Source organism: Amycolatopsis nalaikhensis, from assembly GCF_030264295.1.
In the GTDB taxonomy this organism is placed as follows: Bacteria; Actinomycetota; Actinomycetes; order Mycobacteriales; family Pseudonocardiaceae; genus Amycolatopsis; species Amycolatopsis nalaikhensis.
This window is the reverse complement of the sequence record NZ_CP127173.1, coordinates 4,664,252-4,682,709: the sequence shown is the minus strand read 5'-3', so window position 1 is coordinate 4,682,709 and position 18,458 is coordinate 4,664,252. Positions and strand designations below refer to the sequence as shown.

Genomic DNA, 18,458 nt, shown 5'->3' with positions numbered 1-18,458 from the left:
TCCTAGAGGGGCATCGGATCGATGTCGCAGTCGGCACGGACTCCCTGGGTCGCCGCGATCGTGCCGGGGTGGTTTTCGCCCAGGACGTGCCGGTAGCGGTCGACGACGTCCTCGTAGAGCTCGTCCGCTTCCTCGGCCCGCCCGAGGGCCCGGAGGTCGAGGGACCAGTTGAGCTGGACCGCCAGCGTCGTCGGGTGATCGTCACCGAGCACCCGCCGCGAACGCACGAGCAGCTCGGCGTCGCGCTCCGCGGCCTCGTCGATGCGGTCCAGCGCGGCGAGGTCGCTGGCGACGTCGATCGCGCACACGATCGTGTGCGGGTGATCCTCGCCCAGCTGCACCCGGAGTTCCTCGAGTGAGCGTTCGTCCAGGACCCGCGCACTCGACGGGTCGCCGGACAGCCGCATGGTCACCCCGAGGTCGAGCGCGGCCGAAAGGGTGTGCGGGTGCTTTTCGCCCAGGCTCTCGCGATAGAGGTCGAAGACTTCTTCTCCCAGCGCACGGGCCTTCGCGTACTCACGTGCGTGCCGCAGGTCGATCGAATGCCCGAGAGCGCAGGCCAGCGCGTTCGGGTGCTTGTCGCCGTACCGGATCCGGAACCGGCGCAGTGCGTCTTCGGAGATCGCGCGTGCCTCGTCGTGATCGCCGTCCTTCCGGCACGCGACCGCCAGGTGGTACTTCCGGCGGAGGGTGCTGATGCTGTCCGTGCCGTAGAGCTGCTCGACCCGGTCGGTGATCTGCTGCTGCTCGATCCGCGCCCAGGGGTAGTCGCCCAGCTCGCGCCGGGCGATCACCATCAGGACCTGGATCGCGACGGTCGACGCGTTGTCGTACCCGAAGACTTCGATGCACCTGCGGTAGGTGTCGGCCGCCACGTCGTTCGCCAGGTGGTAGTCACCGACCAGGAGCAGTGCCGTGGCGTAGTCGCGACCGGCCTTCAACGCGATCGGGTCGTCGTCCCCGAACAAGCCCCGCGCCTTGATGTAGATCTCTTCGTTGCGCTGGACAGCCTCCGCGAAGTCACCTCGCGCTTTGAGGATGACCGCGTAGGTGAGCGCGGCGTCGAGCGTCTCTTCCCGGTCGGAGCCGATCAGCTCGCGGTAGCGGTCGAAGGTGCGCTTGCTGGTCTCGGCCGCGGCGGCGTAGCGCCCGACGGTCCACTGGAAGAACGCGAGCCGCTCGGCCGCCTGCAGCTCCTGCAGCGGCGGGTCCTCGATGGGCGCTTCGCCCCGGCGGTTGCGTTCTTCCCGGTCTTGCTGCCACGCCTCCACGGCCCGATCGGCGAGGGTGACCGCGCCGTCGTGGTCGCCCCAGTGGTAGAGGAACTTCATCAGGTTGATGACCAGCTGCCGCACCCACTGGTCCGTGCACTCGATCAGCTCGGCGTCGTAGATGTGCGGCAGCACCTCCTGGTAGCGCTGCCATTGCCGGGGTGATTCCGGGTCCCTCGGGTCGAGGTTGGCCAGGAGCTCGTGGGCACCGTGGCGCATTTCCCTGAAGTGCTGTTCCGACATGCGGTTGCGGAGGACCAGCTGCACGAGCCGGTGCAGGAGGATGGTGTCGGTCCGGTGGTCGATCTTGGCGAGGCCGAACCGGTTGATGTCGCGAACCGCCCGCCCCAGCTTGATCGGGTCGCGCAGGGCCGCGTCGAGTTCGGGCGACACCGTGAGCCCGCGGACGCCGGCGAACAAGCTCCGCGACACCGGCTCGGGCGCGAAGAACGCGCAAACCTGCAGCAGCTGGTGAGCCGCCGGGCTGCTCACGCTCAACTGGTCGAACGACACGTTCCAGGCCGCGGCGACGGACGTTTCGTAGTCCTGCGGGTTCGAGGTGTCGAGGATCTCCGCGACCTTCTCGTCGAACAGCTGCAGGTACTCCCGCGCCGTCATGCCGGTTTCGGCCAGCCAGGCCGCGGCCTGCTCGATCGCCAGCGGCAGGTCGCCCAGCTTTTCGGCGATGCGATCGGCGTCCGCGTCGTCGAGCTGGGGGCCACGCCTGCTCAGCAGCATCTTGCTTTCCGCTCGTTCGAACACCGCCACTTCGAGCGGGCGCGCCACACCGGCCCAGTTCGGGTTGCGAGAGGTCACGAGGATGTCGCCGGGACCGCCGACCGGGAAGAACGGCCGGACCATCTCCGGGTCTTCGGCCGAGTCGAAGACCAGCAGCCACCGCCGGTACGGCCGGCCGATGCGCAGCGCCTCCTTGACCGCGGGCACGGCGGTGTTGGCCTCGCTGGCGCCCGGCAGGCGCAAGTGCTGGGCCAGTTCGGTGAGCGAGGCGTGGATCTGCGTCGGCCGCGTCGCCTGGATCCACCAGACGATGTCGTAGTCCTGCAAGTGCCGGTAGATGTATTCGGTGGCCATCTGGGTCTTGCCGATGCCGCCCATGCCGTGCAGGGTCGCCGGCAGGACCGCGGTGGTGCCGGCACCCAGACGTTCACCCAGCTGGGCGAGCAGTTCACCACGTCCGGTGAAATTGGGATTGGGCGGAGGAATGGACCCCCAGATCGGCGGCACCTCTTCACCCGAACGCCGGACTTGACGCGAAGTCGACGCCCCGACGCTGGCCACCACACTCGCCTTCTCGGCGGTGTCCGGTTTTTCTTTCACGGTCGGCGCACGTTCCACTGGATCTCGGTTCTCCTGACCAGCTTCTGCGGCTTCGACCGGGATGTTCGACCGCTCTAACCCGCGCGGGATTGTATCACTCATCGGCGAGACCATATCCAATCGGTCGGCCCTCGATAGGTAGGGTCCCGATAACGCACTCATCACGTCACGCTCGAGTGCTATCTCGGCGCGCGTAGCCGTGTCCGGCCGCGGATCGGGCGTCGAATCGGGATCCTCCAACGCCGCCATCAGCCTTGCCAGAACGGGATTCTGCTCCCCCACCCGCCGGGACGCCGCGCGGACCGCGTGCGCGGTGTCCGATCGCCGCGCGCCGCTGAGCAGCACCCTTCTCGTCTGACCGGAGAATTCCCACGGTGTGTTCCGGTCCCACGGTTGCCGGTTCCCGTCGTGCGCGAGCAACCCGCTCGTGAATACCTCCACCAGGTGATCGGGACCCGAACCCGGCAACATCTCCGCTTGCACCGCGGAGGCGACGTCGATGTCCACCGGAACCGCGGCGAGGAGCGTGGCCAGCCGGAATGCGGACGGCGACGCCTGACTGTGAAAGTCCCTCACTCGATCCTGCGCGGTCACCTCATCTTCTCGCGGTTCCGGAATGTCACCCGAATCGGGCACAGTCGCGGTCGCACGATCCCGAATCAGCATGACCGGACATTTCCGCGGCACCCCCGCCCGCCCGGTGACGACCTCCACCCACCGGCGGAACCAGCGCTCCTCCAGTTCCAGGACCGGGACCGCGATCGCGTCACCCGTTTGCTCCGCTTGTTCCAGTTCATCGAACAGCAGATCCGTCAGGTCGACGCGGTAGGAATCATTGGGCCGCAACGGGCCCCTCGTCGTGATCTCCGCGTTCCGCGCGTCGACGCCGCCGCGGGCCCAGAGCCGGTGCGGCAGGAGGTGCACCACCGCCACCGGGACCTTGCGTCCCCAGCGGGCCAGCAGCGGCTGCACGAGGTCACGTCGCCACGCGTCGCTGATCCCGTCCGTCAGCACGAGCATCAACCGGCGGCCCGACGAGCCGACCGGTTCGCCCACCCCGCGGGCGGGGCTGTCCGGGGTGCCGCCGCGCAGCACCGGGCCCAGCACCATGCCCCCTTCGGCGCGGCCGGCCTTCCCCGTTTCCAGCAGGCGCACCTGCACCGAGCGGAAGATGCCGAGGCGTCGCTGGCAAAGGGCCACGAACGCCGAGACCGTCGGGGCCCAGAGCGCCATCGACGGCGCCTGCTCCACGACCAGCGTCAAGTGCAGCCACGGCAACCGCTTCCGGCGGGTGACCGGCAACCAGACCCCCGCCTCCGCACTGACCTCGGCCGTGCGTTCCTCGTCCAGTTCGAAGTCTTCCGGCTGTTCCGAAGGAACCTTGCGGTTGAAGGCGCGGAACGCGCGGACGAGCCTGGCGACGTCGGGCAGCGGTGAGCTCGCGCCGGCCGCCGGTGATTCCTCTTCGACTTCGAACAAACCACGTGCGTCCGCGACCACCCGGTCGGCGCGGCGCTCGGCCTGGACGATCGGCGGCAGCTCCGGGGCCGCCGGCCGGCCGGGGCTTTCGGGACGCGGCTGTTCCTCCTCCACCCGCGGAGGATGGACCTCGGCGGTTTCAGGCGGCTCGGCCGGAAGTGGAGGCGCTGTCGAAGCCGGCGGCTCCGGTTCCCCCGCCGAGCTCGCCGCGATGGCGGCCATCAGCCACAACCCGTCGGCGACCTCGCTCGCCGTCAGGTCCTCGCGTCCGGGGTCGCCGGGCTGCGTCGGCATCGTCAGTGCCCCTGCGGGTTCAGCTGCTGCCAGAGCGCCTCGACCAGCGACGGCCATCCCGGGTCGTCGGGCTGATAGGCCCCGGACGTCGCCAGGAAGATCGCGTCGAGCAGCTTGTCCGCCGGCAGCCCGCCGAGAGCCGTCCGGCGTGCCACGAAGTCCTCGATCAGCACCGCGCGGTGCCGCGGGTCGAGCGCGTGCGCCGCGACGATCGCGGCCAGCTGAGCCGGACCGGGGTCCTTCATCTCCAGGCGCAGGCACCGGCGAAGGAACGCGGGCGGGAAATCCCGCTCTCCATTGCTGGTGATCACGACGACCGGGAAGGCCGAACACCGGACGACGCCGTTTTCGATCTCCGCGGTGTACCCGGGATCGGCGGTGAACACCTCGGAAACCGGTGACTGCCGGGCGTCCCGCGCGAGCTCCGGGATCAGGAACTCGCCGTCCTCGAAGATCGACAGCAAGTCGTGCGGCAGATCGGACTCGGCCTTGTCGAGCTCGTCCACCAGCAGCACCCGGGGCAGGCGGCGGGGCAGGAACGCGGTACCCAGCTCGCGCAGCCGCACGAAGTCGCCGATCGGCGGTTCACCCGCGCCGGTGTCACCGCGCGCGGCCGACGCCTGCACCCGGCCGATCGCGTCGTAGTCGTAGAGGCCGGACTTCAACGTCGTCTGCGAAGTGATCGACCAGCGGAGCACGCGCCCCAGCCGCAGCTCACGCGAGATCCGGTAGGCCAGGCTGGACTTCCCGCTCCCCGGCCGCCCGGTCACCAGCAGCGGACGGCGCAGGTACAGCGCCGCGTTGACCATGTCGACTTCGGCGCGGTCGGCGTGCCCGGTCGTGAAACTCAGCTCGGTACCCAGCCGCCGGTCGATTTCGGCGTCGTCCTGGGGCACCTCGGCCGCGAGCGGTTCGCCGTCGCGCCGGAAGTCGCGCCACGGCGGCGGCGGGGGCAGCCGGTCCGCCAAGTGCGTGTCCTGCAGGGGATGACCGGTGCCCCGGTAGATCCACCACTCCGGCGGGTGCTCAGGAAGCTCGGTGGTGCTCATCGGCGCCACCTCCCGGACCCGGGCCGCCGCGATCGCCGAGGGGGAGCATCCGGTTCGGATCGTCCCATAGCACCACCAGATCCCCTATGATGCCGCCATCCGGGGACGACGACCGATTGCGAAGTGCGTCGAGCCGGTGCTTCCGGGTCAGTGCCGGCAAATTCCCCAAATCGTCACTGCCGGCCATCCACGTTACCACCTCGCGCACGACTTCCGAAGAGACCGTAGGGTGCCACACGATGATGGGCAAGCCCGCACGGAGGGCTGCGAAAAACTCGTCGCGCCCGGGAATCGGCGTCGCGGACGGCGTCCCGGTCAACACCGTCATGAGCCACCGCTCGTCGCTCAGAATCGCGTCGAGGCGATGGTGATCTCGGGTGTCGCCGTGCTCGCAGAAATATACTCGTTCGACGGATGGCTCCTGGGTCCACGACGACCACCGTCGCCGCCAAACGCGGTGCGAGCGCCGGGAACTCATCCGTTCCAGTGAACGAATAACCGTCGGATAAGTCAGGTACAGCGGCTGCGGCGCACCGAGGTGACGCTCCGTGCTCCAGGTGTGGACGGGAAGGCCGAGCAATCCGCGCGGGAGCACGAACTCGATGACCACGTCCGCGTCCGTTTCCGCCCACGCTTCTTCCGCCGCGGAGATCACTTTCGCCACTTCGCCTTCGAGTCCGGCCGAGGTCGTCAGCACCGTTTCGCCACGCGGTGGCGGCCATTCGGCGGCATCGTCCTGTCGCCAGTGCGAAACCTCGTAGCGGCCGGGGTCGACGGGATCCGCCTCGATCATGATGGCCAGGTGCAGGCGGCCCGCGACGGACGGTGCGCCATAGGAACGCAGGGCCCGCAACGCGTTGTCGAGCCGCAGCCGGTGCGCCTGTCCGTCAGACCACTTGCGGAGCTGCGTCGCCAGCGGCTCCTCGCATTCCGCCGCGATCAGCTCGGCGAACGCGACCACGGGCGGCAACTCGCCCGGCGCCGCGTTGAAGTCGGCAAGTTCGGAGAACGCTTCGGCCGCGTCGGCGTAGTGCGGCGTCGGCACGACGAACCGCGCGGCCCGGCGCACGGCCGCCCGGAGCCCGGGCGGCGAAAACCCTTCGAGCTGGTGGCGGAAGCGCTCCTGTTCGGATTCCGATACCACGTCGCGCAGGGGAAGGGAATCCACCAGATCGCGGAACTGCGTGCATTCCTTCGTACCCGGGCGGAGGAACTCGAGCACGTCGGCCAGCACGGCCAAGCCGTCGTCGATCGTGCTGCAGCAGTTGACGATTTCGATCAGCTGCGCCCGCGGGGCCAGCTGGTCCGGCACCGTGAACGGATTGTCGAGCGCGCGCCGCAGCTCCGCGACCAGCAATGTGCGGATGGACTTGTCGTCGGCGAAACCCGCGACCACCAGCACGTCGACGAGCGACCGGCGAATCGCGATCCCGATTGGGGGGCGCCCTTGTCTTGCCGACACCGGCGTACCACCTCCCGCCCCCGCGAAGTGCCCCGAAGATCGCGAGTCTACCTATCCGGTCCTCTGGCAAAAGGGGCAAAAGCCGGACAACCGCTAACGAACCCGGAATCCCGAACGACGCGCTATCACCGCGCTGAGCTCTTCGACCTGCGGTGATCCCGGGTCGAGCAGGCGCACGGTCGTGAGCAGTTCTTCGAGCCCGCCGTCGTACCGTTCGCAGGTGCGCGCCAGTTCGATCACGTGCAGCCGGTCCTCCGCCTGGTGCGGCACAGCCTCGGCGATTTCGCGACGGGACATCATTTCGAGCAGGAGGCGGCGGCTCTCCGCGTTCCGCACGCACGCGACCGCCAGCAACGCTTCGACCAGTGCGGGGAACGAAAGTGGCGGCTCCGGCGGCGCGGACGTGCCCGCGGTTGCCGACACCGCGAGAGTGGCCGCCGGGGCACCCAGAAGGCGCAACCACGCCCATGCGGCGTTCTCTCCAGGCTTGACCTTCACCGGGATCCGGCGGAACGCATCCGGCTCCGCGGCCGCGTCCTGGGTCACCACGTCCTGGTACAGCAAGTCCGAGGTGATCAGCGCCAGGTCGGCCTTCGCCTCCTTCTGGGCCGCCTTCGCCTCCGGGGCGTCGAGGATGCGGAACGTGAAGCTCGCCGCCTTGCTGATGCGGCCGTGGCTGCCCTCCGCCACCTCGCCCGCGTGCAACGCCAGGCGGAGCTGGATCCGGGCCTCCTCCGCGTGCACGTGGTTGTGGCGCCGGAGGCCGTCGCGCATGCGGGCCGGGAACTCCGCCACCAGGTCCGCCTTCGCGATGTCCGGTGGCAGCAGGATCATCGCGCCGTCGCCCGTGTTCTCCACGAAGCACACGTCCCAGGGGATCCCCGTCTCCGCGAACGTGTTCCGCAGGACTCGCCACAGGCCGTCGTGCACCTCGCGCAGGTGGGCCATGGTCCGGCTCGGGTTGTTGTACCCGGCGACGTCCACGGCCATGATCGTCCGGTGCAGCGCGGCTGGATAGGAAACCACGACACCCTCCCCACGTCCCGGCCCCATTCTCCCAGACGCATGCACGCTCGGCCATGTTCGCGCAGGGTGTTACCGCGAAACGCGCCGCGAGCGGGCACCCGACGTCCATAATTCGGCGTGCCCACGAGACGCCTGCACCTGGTGAGCGCGGATGAGGACCACCGCGTCTCGACCATCGAGCTCTTCTTCGACCTGGTCTTCGTCTACGCCATCACCCAGACCACCCAGCTGATGGCCGACCACCTGAGCCCGCTCGGCGTCGGGCAGGGCGTCGCGATGCTCGCCGTCCTGTGGTGGTGCTGGTGCAGCTACGCCTGGCTCGGGACCACCATCCACGTCGACCACGGCATCGCCCGGCTCGCGATGTTCGGAGCCATGGCCGTCATGTTCCTCGTCTCGCTCACCATCCCCGAAGCCTTCGTCGACCGCGCCGGCGGATTGTTCGCGCCGGAGCTGTTCGTCGGCTGCTACGCCCTCGTGCGGTTGCTGCACCTCGTCGCGTACCTCGGGGCCGCGCGGCACGATCCCGCCCTGCGGAAGGTGCTGCTGCGGATGTTCGTCGGGCTGCTGCCCAGCGTGCTGCTGCTCGGGGTGGCCGCTTTCCTGAGCGGGCCGTGGCAGCTCGGGCTGTGGGTCGTCGCGCTGCTGGCCGACTACCTCAACGTCTACCTCGCCGGTCCCGAAGGGTGGCGGCTCAACTCGCCCGCGCACTTCGCCGAGCGGTTCGGGCTCATCATGATCATCGCGCTCGGCGAGTCGATCGTCGCCATCGGCATCGGGATCGGGTCGCTGCCCATGTCGTGGCTGGTCGCCGGGGCCGCCGTGTGCGGGCTCGCGCTCGCCGCCGGGATGTGGTGGACCTACTTCGACGTCGTCGCGCGCGTCTCCGAGCACCGGCTCACCCGGGCGACCGGGGTCGAACGCACCAAGCTCGCCACCGACTCCTACACCTTCCTGCACCTGCCGCTGATCGCCGGGATCGTGCTCGTCGCCCTCGGCCTCAAGAAGGCCTTCCTCTACATCGCCGACACCGAGCACCACACCCCCGGCGAAGCGCTCCACGGCGTGCCGATCTGGACGCTCACCGGCGGGCTCGCGCTCTACCTGATCGCGCTGAGCGCGCTGCGCAAGCGCAACCTCGGCAGCTGGAACCTCCAGCGGCTCGTCCTCGGCGTGCTGCTGGTCGCGGCGACGCCGCTGCTGGAGCACGTGCCCGCCGCGGTGCTGCTGCTGGTCGTCGCCGCGCTGGTGCTCGGGCTCATCACGTTCGAACGGCTCCGCTTCGCCGAATGGCGCCGGGAGGTGCACACCGCTCACTCGTAAGTGAGCCCACACTGGCGCGATCCCGCGTCCCGGGTTAACCTACTCGCGAGTAGGTAACGGATGGAGGGCCACATGGCTGCGCCAAGGAAACGGGACGCGATGGGCTGGGGCCTTTCCGCGCTGACCCGGCTGGCCGGGAGCAAGGTCGTCGATCGGGCCGGGCTGCGCAAGCCCATCGAAGGCCTGGTCACCGCGGGGACGCGCAACGGCTTCCGCGTCGCGGGCGCGGCGACCCGGTCGTTCAAGTCGGTGCGGAAGCTGGGCAAGCCCGCCCGGCTCGCGCCGTCGGCCGACACCGGGCTGTTCGACCTCACCCCGAGCGAGGACCAGCAGCTCATCGTCGAGACCGTGACGGAGTTCGCCGCCGAGCAGCTGCGGCCGGCCGCCGCGGACGCCGACGCCAAGCTCGAAGCGCCCGAGGGCCTGCTGGCCAGGGCCGCCGAGCTGGGCATCAGCCTGGTCGGCATCCCCGAGGAGCTCGGCGGCGTCGGCACCGAACGCTCCGTCGTGACGAACGCGCTGGTCGCGGAAGCGCTCGCGCACGGCGACCTCGGCCTGGCCGTGGCCGTGCTCGCGCCGTCCGCGGTGAGCACCGCGCTGGTCAGCTGGGGCGACGAGCAGCAGCAGGCCGACTACCTGCCCGCGTTCGTCGGCGAGAACGTGCCCGCCGCCGCGCTGGCGCTGCAGGAGCAGAAAGCGCTCTACGACCCCTTCAAGCCCGCGACGAAGGCGCGTCGCACCCCGAAGGGCTACCAGCTCGACGGCGTGAAGTCGCTGGTCCCGCGGGCGGCGCAGGCCGAACTGTTCATCGTGTCGGCTGATCTCGAAGGCCGCGGCCCGGCGCTGTTCCTCGTCGAGTCGTCGACGGCCGGCGTGTCGATCGAGGCCGAGCCGGCGATGGGCCTGCGCGGCGCCGCGACCGGCAAGCTGCACCTGGAGCAGGTGAACCTGCCCGCGGGCGCGCTTCTCGGCGGCGGCAAGCTCGACGTCTTCGCCGACGTCGTCCGCCTTTCGCGGCTGGGCTGGGCGGCGCTGGCCGCCGGTACCGCGAAGGCCGTCCTCGACTACGTCGTGCCTTACGTGAACGAGCGGGTGGCGTTCGGCGAGCCGATCAGCCACCGGCAGGCGGTGGCGTTCTCCGTCGCCGACATCGCGATCGAGCTGGAGGGCCTGCGGCTGGTGACGCTGCGCGCCGCGGCTCGTGCGGAGCAGGGCAAGCCGTACGCCCGCGAGGTCGCGCTGGCGCGGAAACTGGCCGTGGACAAGGGCATGCAGATCGGCAGCGCGGGTGTGCAGCTGCTGGGCGGGCACGGCTTCGTCAAGGAGCACCCCGTCGAGCGCTGGTACCGGGACCTGCGCGCCATCGGCGTCATGGAAGGCGCCGTCCTTCTCTAGGCTTCGGAAAGGCCATTCTGATGATCAATTTGGAAGCTCCCAAGAAGGCCGGCGCGCTGATCAACCAGGCGTACCAGGCCGCGGCCGAGGTGTTCCGGCCGATCTCGCGCAAGTACGACCGCGCGGAGCACACGTACCCGACCGAGCTGGACATGTTCGCGGCGCTGCTGGACGGGCTCAACTCGTCCGGCGAGGGCGGCGCGGGCGCGGCGGGCGTCCGCCGCTCCGGTTCGGACGACGACGCCAAGGGAAACCGCAACGGCGCCAACCTGAACGTGGTGCTGGGCACGATCGAGATGTGCTGGGGCGACGTCGGCCTGCTGCTGTCGATGCCGCGCCAGGGTCTGGGCAACGCGGCGATCAGTTCGGTGGCGACCGACGAGCAGCTCGAGCGCTTTTCGGGCATGTGGGCGGCGATGGCGATCACGGAGCCGGGCTTCGGCTCGGACTCGGCGGCGGTGAGCACAACGGCCCGCCTCGACGGCGACCACTACGTGCTGAACGGCGAGAAGATCTTCGTGACATCGGGCGAGCGCGCGGACGCGGTGGTCGTGTGGGCGACGCTGGACAAGTCCAAGGGCCGCGCGGCGATCAAGTCGTTCGTGGTGGAGAAGGGCACACCGGGCTTCGAGGTCGTGCGCACGGAGCACAAGCTCGGCATCCGCGCCTCGGACACGGCGGTGCTGAGGTTCGAGAACTGCCGCGTCCCGCGCGAGAACCTGCTGGGCACGCCGGAGATCGACACCAAAAAGGGCTTCGCGGGCGTCATGCGGACGTTCGACAACACGCGCCCGCTGGTGGCGGCGATGGCTATCGGCGTCGCGCGGGCGGCTTTGGATGAGACTCGGCGGATCCTGACTTCGGCTGGGGTGGAGATCGATTACGATCGTCCGGCCAATTCGCAGCACGCTGCTGCGGCTGAGTTCCTTCGGCTCGAGGCTGACTATGAGTCGGCGTATCTGCTGACGCTGGAGACGGCTTGGATGGCTGACAATCGTAAGCCGAACTCGCTTCAGGCCTCCATGGCCAAGGCCAAGGCTGGGCGGTCTGTTGTCGAGATCGCGCTCAAGTGTGTCGAGCTTACTGGGGCTTACAGCGAGGAGTCGCTGCTCGAGAAATGGGCTCGGGACGCGAAGATCCTGGACATCTTCGAGGGGACGCAGCAGATCCAGCAGTTGATCGTGGCTCGCCGGGTCCTCGGCAAGTCTTCGGCTGAGCTGAAGTAGTTGTAACGTAACGGAAAGCCGCCCGGTCGCTTGCCCTTCTCGGGGTTCTGCGACCGGGCGGCTTTCGCGTCGGCGGGGACGGGGTTTCATGATCAGGCCGCCTCCAGGCCGTCATCAAGGGCAGGCCGTCCGAACACCGCGTCGACCGCCTCTCGCGCCCGCTGGTGGCTCGATGGGACCAGGTGCGTGTACGTCCGGAGCGTGAAGCCCGGGTCCGCGTGCCCAAGGTAGTCGGCCAGCTCCGTAATCGACACCGCACGGGCAAGGAGTGTCGACGCGTAGAAGTGACGGAGCGCGTGCATCCCGTCCCCGCGACCTCGGTACTTGACCCCGGCCGCCCGGAACGCTCCGTGCCAGACGACCTTCGTGAACAGGTCCCCGGAGTACAGCCGACCACCTTCCCCGGTCATCAGCAGCCGCGCCGTCACCGGATCACCGTCAGCACTCTGCCAGGGCAGCGTGACGGCCACGGACGGGAACCGGTCCTCGTGGTCGTCGATCTCGGCCAGCATGGCGGCCGACAGCGGGATAGTTCGCTCCTTGCCCCGCTTGGGGAGCGCGAACATCATCACGCCCCTGACCGTCTTGATTTGTCGACGAATCCGCACGGTCATCGCCGTCCGGTCGACATCGTCCGGCGAGAAGCCCAGAATCTCGCCCTGCCGCAGACCGAACCCGGCACCCAGCGGAACCGCGATCTTGAACCGTTCGCCCAGTCCCGACCGCACAGCCTGAACACGCTCCTCTGGCCACACGACGATCGGCGGGCTACTCGCGACCGGTCGCCGCACGGTCTTCGCGTGGCACGGGTTCTCACGAATCCGGCGGTCGTCCACGGCCGAATCCATCACGCCGGAGACGGTGTTGAACAAGACCGCCTGGTAGTTGTCCGAGAGCTTGCGCTCTTCCATCGAGCCAACCCAGTCACGAATAGTCGACGGCTTGATCTGCCCGACCTTCTTGCCCTCGAAGACTGGGTAGATCTGGCTTTCGAGCCGACTGAGGATGGTCGACCGCGTTCCCGGGTCCGGAGACTGGCTCTTCAACCAGCTCTCCGCCTGCTGGCGAAACGTCGTCATCGAGGCCCGCGGATCGATGTACTTGTCCTCGCGCTTGTCGGACTCGACGCCGATGAGGAAGTCCTCAGCGCTTCTTCTGCTTGTCCGCGAACGACTTCGAGCGTTCATTGTTGTCCGGGTCGAGGTAGCGGACCTTGTACCGCAGACCGATGCCGTACAGCTCGGACCGTTCCATGACGGGCTTGCCCCGCGCGTTGAGGATGACCTTCCCAGTCACCGCATCCCGCGCGGGGCGAAACCAACGATCTTGAATGTGCCCCATCAGGCCGCCTCCGCGTCGACCCAGGCGCGCAGCTTGGCCGGGTCATAGCGCAGGTGCCGGCCGATCTTCTTGACCGGAGGCCCCTCGCCGCGCCATTTCCACTGGTACAGCGTCTTCACCGGGACGCCGAGGTACTCCGAGACATCCTCGACGGACCAGAGCCGATCGATGTTGCTGACGTTGTTCATTGCTCCCCCTTTGATCAGGCCGCGAGTCCAGTTGCCGAAGTTTCTGGAGGTCTCTCCGCTGCCAGTAGCGCCCGGTCGTACTCGGCCTTCCACGTGATCCGTTCCGCGATGGCGCGCATCACCAGGTGTGGCCGGGGCGGGACTTGCGGGTCACCGGGCTCGACCTTGCGCCAGACCTGCTGTGACCGGTCGGCCTCTGGCTTCTCGATCCCGACCGCCGCGAGCGCCTGGAACACGAATGCCCGCCGGTCGGCCTTGTGGTCGACGAGGGTCTTGCCCGACCACTTCCGAGAGACCAGGACACGGCGACCGGGCAGCCCGAGCGTGGTCCGGCGGTGGGCCCGGCCCCTGCAGTAGCCCGGGGTGGTCTTGCCGGTGACACCCTTGGGCTGGATGCCGTAGAGCAGCCAGACCGCGCAGCGGGGCGAGCACGGCGTGACCGACAGCTCGGCGTATAGCCGGTCGTGGTGATCGGCCTGGGCCGCGCTGTCTGCCTCGACCACCTCGCCGGTGGACTTGGTGAGGTACTTGGTCAGGTAGCCGATGTGACGGCCGGCCTCCTCAGTGCCGCCGAGGATGCCCTTCGAATGCACCTGCCGCCCGAACGTGACGACGTGCGCCGGGTGCTCGACCGCCTCCACCGCGTCGTCCCACCGGGTCAGCGACTGACGAGTCTCCGGGTCGACAAAACCGGTCTCCGGGCCGTCCCAGACCGGAAGGCGATCGGCGTAGACGATCTCGTCGTGTGCAGGCCACCAGACCTGGTGGTAGGTGGCTTCGGTGACTTGGCGGATCACGTCGTGCGGGATCGAACCCCGGATCGCGGCGTGCAGGTGCGGGGCGGCCCGACGTTGGGGCTCGACGGTGGCGAAGTACTGCGCGTCCCAGCCGACGACCCGCCGGAGGTTCTGCCACCACCGGTCCACCAGCGCGGAGAAGTGCACCGCGTCCCGCGCCGCTCGCCGGTAGTCGTATCGACTGGGGTCGACCGGCGAGCCGTCACCACGGACCGGGCCGTAGGTGTCGCAGGTCAGGGTCACGAACATCGACGGCCGGAACTTCCCCGCGAACTCACGCCCAACCGTCGTCTTCGCGACCTTCCGCCGAGGCAGGTTCGGCGCGTCTTGCCGCCGCCTGGTCGAGCGCTTCACCGCCCGTTTGGTCGGGACGTCGAGGGCGGGCAGGCGTCCGCGCATGCCGAGTTGCCGAAGTTCCGCGTCAACCCCGGCGATCTCCTCCCGCAGTTCCTCGGCCTCGGCCTGGTCGTGCTCGACCACCTCCCGATACGCCGCCACCAGGTCCGCCCGGTACGTCAGCAGCTCCTCGTGGTCCTCCGAGGGCGGCTCGGCGGCGAGGACGGGTTCTTCGGTCATGTGCCAGCCCTCGCGGCACTGGGCCTGTCGAAGCGCTTTTGCCTTCCGGGCGCATGGCAGGCACACCGATTCCACTGTGGACCCGCAGGGCACAGGGACGTAGCGGAGTTCGCCGGTCTCGGTGTCGCCGACCTCCATCGTGAACGGCCGGACGCAGACGCCGTGCTTCTCCGCCGTCGCCCGGATCACGTCAGCCGCCAGCGGGGTCCGCATCCGTTCAGCGCGTGTCTCGGTCATCAGGCCGCCACCTCCCCGGGCGTCGACCAGCCACGCAGCAGGTAGACGGGCATGTCCTGCTTCGCCCCGGCCGGGAGGTCCGGGAACGTGCTCGGCTCGAACCGGACCACGCCGAACACCAGGACCGGGATGCCGCACGGCGTCCGGCCAGTAATCGACAGGTGCACCCACCTTCCGCCGACCAGCCGCCACAGCCGAGCCGAGACGTCCTCGAGCGTCTGCGTCCACACCAGCAGCGCCCGGGCGACTGCCGGCAGGCCATCGACGTCCAGTTGGACTGTGATCGGGCTGGACCAGGCGTTGACGTCGACCGACGCGGCCGGCGGCAGTTGGTGGGAGTCGAGGTGGTCGCGGATGGCGTCGAGGAAGATCATCAGCCGGTTCACGCGGCCACCCCCTCACCGCCGTGTCGCAGATCCGCGACACCGCCGTTGGTCACGTACGCCTCCAGCGCCTTCACGGTGCCGTCGGAGACCCACCCGGCCCGGACGCGCAAGGGTTCGCGGATGCCTTCGCCCCAGACGTAACCGACACCGGCCTCCGAGTCGCCGATGCGGTTCGCCCAGGCCCCACGTTCGTATGCACCGTCACCGAGGACCATCCCGACGTGCGTCTTGGAGGTCACGCGCAGGCAGACCCGGCGGGTGAACAGCTCCCGGACCAGGACGGTGTCCTTGGTGGGCTCTTGGACGTAGCCGCGGACCGAGATCCCCAGCGCCCGCCCTTGGGTGGTCAGGAGCGCGACGCGTTCCACAATGGCCTCACGGGTCTTGCGGTCGGTGTACTTGGTCAGCGCGCCGATCTCGTCGAACTCCAGCAGTTCCAACGGGTACTCCGTCGACACCGGAATCGTCCGCAGCCGACCGGCGAACGCGCGCTTGCGGGATTCCATCTCCTCCACCAGGCCGTCCAGCAGCTCGACCGCGTCCTTGCCGCCCACGGCGTAGCGGGTGAAGATCCCGCGCCCGTAGGCCAGTTCCATGCCCTTGGGGTCGATGCCGGACATGCGCACCACCCCGGCCCGGATCGCCGAGGCCGCCGCGACGAGCGGGCACCACATGACGCTGTTCTTGCCCGCGCCCGAGGCACCGGCGGTCAGGCAGTGCGCACCGGAGCCGAGCAGCGGGACCCGCCAGTCACGGCCGTACTCGGTCCGTCCGGCCCAGACGTTGCGCAGGTCCACGCCGGTCGAGTCGACGCCGTCCGGGACCTGGGGGCCGGCCACACCGCCGGCGAGCAGGTCACGCCGCTGAAAGTCGATCGAGACGACGTTGGGTCCCAGCTCCCGGACCTGGCAGCGAGCGACCTTCCGCGCGACGGCCAGCGCCCGAGCGGCCTCGTCGAAGTCCTCCGGCTTCTGGCCCGCCACCAGCTCCACCCGCACCTCATCCCACGACGCACCCGACCGGACACCGAGCACCTTGGGCAGCCGCGCGTTCGCTCGGTTCGACGTCGAGCGAGAGAGGGCACGTCGACGGCCGACAAGGTTCACGTTCACCACCACCGGCAGCGCCTCATCCCGCACCGACAGCCCGCAGGCGTGCAGCCACTCCGGCAGCTTCCGCCCGTACACGGCCCAGCGAGCCCACCAGGAGCGCAGAAACCGCCCACACCACTGATCGAACGAGACAGCGTCGATCGCCCACCAGGTGGCCAGAAGCACCGCGAAGCTGCCCAGAGCGAGCACCAGGGACAGCCAGCCGAGCAGTTCGCACCAGGCGTAGACCGCGAGGACGGCGAGGCTGGTCCGCCAGCGGGTCACGACCTGCGCGAGCATCCACACCACGGCCTTGCACAGCCACCACAGCGCGACGAACACGATGGCCGCCGCAGCCAGAGCTTCCAGGAGCGAGGCCAGGGCGCGGCCGACCTTGTGCAGCAACCACACGCCGAGCCCCAGCCCGGCCAGGGCCACTACCGCGAAGCCGGGAGACATCACCGACCACCCCGCTTCACCCGGAGATCCAGCGGCAGCATTCCCAGACAGGGGGCGCACTTGGTCTCGCCGGGCAGGAGCTTGGCGAAGCGTTTGCAGGAGGCGCAGCGCGTTCGGGTGACCCCCGTTGACGCTCGCCGGTTGTCGTCGTTTAGCGTTGTCATTGTTCACTTCCGCTGGTTGTGGACAGCGCAGGAGCGGCAAGGTTGGTAGCCAGGCACCGCTTCTGCGCCTTAACGGATCACACGCACCCGCAACAGGACGTGTTCCATCGCCGCACGTCATAGCATGCGTTTTTTGCTGGTAATGTTGACTTTTCGGTCGTCTACACGGGACTAATCAGCAGGTGTCCCTTGGGCCTGAAGTTCCGCCGAGATCTCACCCGCCTTCCGCTCTTCGTATCCGGCCCAGTACAGCGCCTCGTGATGATGGCCCCGGTCGACGTCGGCGACGGCCTTGTACAGCCGTGCGTTGCCGAGGCGGAACGCCAGCCACACCGACGGGTTCGCGTCGTTGGGCGGTCGGCGGTCCATCACGGCCTCGTGCGCGTCCCGCAGCGTCTTCGGCTCACTCCTGCGCACGGTCATGCCTCTCCGCGCGGGCTTCCAGCAGCGCCGCCAGGTCCTCGGCGTGGTCGCGGAGCCGGCGAAGGAACACCGCGCATCCCGTCCAGGCGGTCTGGTCCTCCGGCGGCACCAGCGTCACTACGCACAGCCCACCGGCCAGCACCAGGACCGGCGGATGTGACGCGCCCGTCCCGGTCTCCTCCACCGTCACCTCGGTACCCGCGCCCACCGTCCAGCGCAGCCCCAGCCCGTCCCACGTTGCCGTCATGCGATTCCCATTCCCGGGCCAGGTCGGCGAACCCCTCGGCCGCCGACTCCAGCGCCGCCACACACCACCACGGCAACCCGCGCACCTGCGCCAGCTCGTGCCACGCCCGCGACACCCGCCGAGCCGCATTCGCCGTGTTCGTCGCACTCACCGGCGACAGCACCGCACGGCCGTGCTCCCACGCGGCCATGTAGTCCCGATACGCCTGCTCCCACGCCTCGACCCGCTCGCGGAAGCCCATCCCTGTCACGCCGCCTTCGCCGTCTCACCGGACCGAGACGCCTTGCTCGCGGCCTGCTTGAAGCCGGTCGCGCGGAACACGTAGGACTGGTACTTGAACTCACCCTGCCCCGCCACGCGCGGTTCCGCCGTCAGGCCGTCCAGCTCGATCGGCCGCATCCCCGGCAACGCCTCCGACGTGGTCGGCACCGGCTGCACATCGGCGAGAAGGGTGATCTCGAAGGAGGCTCGCTTGGCGCGGGTCTCCGCCGGGTCGGTGACCATGACCTTCCATTGCCGCTTACCGGTCACCTCATCAACCCGCTGCCGCACCGGGCGATTGGCGGCCCGGTCCTCACGCGACTGATACTCGTTGTCAGGCGACACCTCGCCCACCATCACCAAACCCTGCGGAAACGCGTCATCGAAGTCGATCCCGAACCGGTGTCCCTTGTCGATAGCCATGC

16 protein-coding genes are annotated in these 18,458 nt (G+C 69.1%); 3 read left to right on the top strand and 13 right to left on the bottom strand.

The genetic code is table 11. The features are described 5' to 3' along the window. Positions 1-2: 2 nt before the first annotated feature. From fxsT to QP939_RS23110, 4 genes are all read right to left on the bottom strand, one after another. On the bottom strand, positions 3-4,382 hold the full coding sequence (fxsT, locus tag QP939_RS23125) for an FxSxx-COOH system tetratricopeptide repeat protein (RefSeq protein ID WP_285458904.1): 4,380 nt from the start codon (positions 4,380-4,382) through the stop codon (positions 3-5). 2 nt (positions 4,383-4,384) lie between these two features. After that, positions 4,385-5,431: an AAA family ATPase gene (locus QP939_RS23120; protein WP_285458903.1), complete on the bottom strand. Its 1,047-nt coding sequence runs from the start codon at positions 5,429-5,431 to the stop codon at positions 4,385-4,387. Beyond that, positions 5,409-6,833 (bottom strand): VMAP-C domain-containing protein, encoded by a 1,425-nt coding sequence (locus QP939_RS23115; protein WP_285458902.1) that lies wholly within the window; start codon positions 6,831-6,833, stop codon positions 5,409-5,411. The genes QP939_RS23120 and QP939_RS23115 overlap by 23 nt, the downstream gene beginning before the upstream one ends. Positions 6,834-6,986: 153 nt before the next feature. Continuing rightward, complete coding sequence (locus QP939_RS23110) at positions 6,987-7,919, bottom strand: effector-associated domain 2-containing protein (RefSeq protein WP_285458901.1); 933 nt, start codon at positions 7,917-7,919, stop codon at positions 6,987-6,989. Positions 7,920-8,036: 117 nt separating this feature from the next. On the opposite strand from QP939_RS23110, the gene QP939_RS23105 reads away from it, so the two are divergent. The 3 genes from QP939_RS23105 (at position 8,037) to QP939_RS23095 (ending at position 11,863) form a co-directional block, all read left to right on the top strand. Next, positions 8,037-9,242, top strand: a complete 1,206-nt coding sequence (locus QP939_RS23105; RefSeq protein ID WP_285458900.1) for a low temperature requirement protein A — start codon at positions 8,037-8,039, stop codon at positions 9,240-9,242. A gap of 99 nt (positions 9,243-9,341) precedes the next feature. Continuing rightward, positions 9,342-10,637 carry an acyl-CoA dehydrogenase family protein gene (locus QP939_RS23100; RefSeq protein ID WP_285459824.1) on the top strand — a complete coding sequence of 432 codons (1,296 nt, stop codon included), beginning with the start codon at positions 9,342-9,344 and terminating at the stop codon, positions 10,635-10,637. A 20-nt stretch (positions 10,638-10,657) separates the two neighbouring features. Continuing rightward, positions 10,658-11,863, top strand: a complete 1,206-nt coding sequence (locus QP939_RS23095; RefSeq protein ID WP_285458899.1) for an acyl-CoA dehydrogenase family protein — start codon at positions 10,658-10,660, stop codon at positions 11,861-11,863. A 92-nt stretch (positions 11,864-11,955) separates the two neighbouring features. Here the strand turns inward: QP939_RS23095 and QP939_RS23090 are convergent, their stop codons facing one another. The 9 genes from QP939_RS23090 to QP939_RS23050 all read right to left on the bottom strand — a co-directional run bounded on the left by QP939_RS23090 (position 11,956) and on the right by QP939_RS23050 (position 18,456). Then, positions 11,956-13,050, bottom strand: coding sequence for a tyrosine-type recombinase/integrase (locus tag QP939_RS23090; protein WP_285458898.1), 1,095 nt, complete (start codon positions 13,048-13,050; stop codon positions 11,956-11,958). Further along, a complete protein-coding gene (locus tag QP939_RS23085) occupies positions 13,007-13,159 on the bottom strand; it encodes a hypothetical protein (protein WP_285458897.1) in 153 nt (50 codons plus the stop codon). The genes QP939_RS23090 and QP939_RS23085 overlap by 44 nt, the downstream gene beginning before the upstream one ends. A gap of 44 nt (positions 13,160-13,203) precedes the next feature. After that, positions 13,204-13,392: a helix-turn-helix transcriptional regulator gene (locus QP939_RS23080; protein ID WP_285458896.1), complete on the bottom strand. Its 189-nt coding sequence runs from the start codon at positions 13,390-13,392 to the stop codon at positions 13,204-13,206. Between the two features lie 14 nt (positions 13,393-13,406). Next, the gene (locus QP939_RS23075; protein WP_285458895.1) at positions 13,407-15,002 is read right to left on the bottom strand and encodes a replication initiator; all 1,596 of its coding nucleotides are present in this window, start codon (positions 15,000-15,002) and stop codon (positions 13,407-13,409) included. Further along, entirely contained in the window at positions 15,002-15,388 is a 387-nt protein-coding gene (locus tag QP939_RS23070; protein WP_285458894.1) for a hypothetical protein, read from the bottom strand. The genes QP939_RS23075 and QP939_RS23070 overlap by 1 nt, the downstream gene beginning before the upstream one ends. After that, entirely contained in the window at positions 15,385-16,938 is a 1,554-nt protein-coding gene (locus QP939_RS23065) for an FtsK/SpoIIIE domain-containing protein (protein ID WP_285458893.1), read from the bottom strand. The genes QP939_RS23070 and QP939_RS23065 overlap by 4 nt, the downstream gene beginning before the upstream one ends. A gap of 335 nt (positions 16,939-17,273) precedes the next feature. Next, positions 17,274-17,525 (bottom strand): AMED_5909 family protein, encoded by a 252-nt coding sequence (locus tag QP939_RS23060; protein WP_285458892.1) that lies wholly within the window; start codon positions 17,523-17,525, stop codon positions 17,274-17,276. Beyond that, positions 17,506-17,772, bottom strand: coding sequence for a hypothetical protein (locus QP939_RS23055; RefSeq protein WP_285458891.1), 267 nt, complete (start codon positions 17,770-17,772; stop codon positions 17,506-17,508). Before QP939_RS23055 ends, QP939_RS23060 begins: the two co-directional genes overlap by 20 nt. A 246-nt stretch (positions 17,773-18,018) precedes the next feature. Continuing rightward, entirely contained in the window at positions 18,019-18,456 is a 438-nt protein-coding gene (locus QP939_RS23050; RefSeq protein ID WP_285458890.1) for a hypothetical protein, read from the bottom strand. Positions 18,457-18,458: the final 2 nt, after the last annotated feature.

Coding starts and splice junctions, on each gene's coding strand:
- fxsT (WP_285458904.1), bottom strand. CDS start 4,382: ATGCCGACGCAGCCCGGCGACCCCGGACGCGAGGACCTGACGGCGAGC.
- QP939_RS23120 (WP_285458903.1), bottom strand. CDS start 5,431: ATGAGCACCACCGAGCTTCCTGAGCACCCGCCGGAGTGGTGGATCTAC.
- QP939_RS23100 (WP_285459824.1), top strand. CDS start 9,342: ATGGGCTGGGGCCTTTCCGCGCTGACCCGGCTGGCCGGGAGCAAGGTC.
- QP939_RS23095 (WP_285458899.1), top strand. CDS start 10,658: ATGATCAATTTGGAAGCTCCCAAGAAGGCCGGCGCGCTGATCAACCAG.
- QP939_RS23090 (WP_285458898.1), bottom strand. CDS start 13,050: ATGAACGCTCGAAGTCGTTCGCGGACAAGCAGAAGAAGCGCTGAGGAC.
- QP939_RS23080 (WP_285458896.1), bottom strand. CDS start 13,392: ATGAACAACGTCAGCAACATCGATCGGCTCTGGTCCGTCGAGGATGTC.
- QP939_RS23075 (WP_285458895.1), bottom strand. CDS start 15,002: ATGACCGAGACACGCGCTGAACGGATGCGGACCCCGCTGGCGGCTGAC.
- QP939_RS23065 (WP_285458893.1), bottom strand. CDS start 16,938: ATGTCTCCCGGCTTCGCGGTAGTGGCCCTGGCCGGGCTGGGGCTCGGC.
- QP939_RS23060 (WP_285458892.1), bottom strand. CDS start 17,525: ATGACCGTGCGCAGGAGTGAGCCGAAGACGCTGCGGGACGCGCACGAG.
- QP939_RS23055 (WP_285458891.1), bottom strand. CDS start 17,772: ATGACGGCAACGTGGGACGGGCTGGGGCTGCGCTGGACGGTGGGCGCG.
- QP939_RS23050 (WP_285458890.1), bottom strand. CDS start 18,456: ATGGCTATCGACAAGGGACACCGGTTCGGGATCGACTTCGATGACGCG.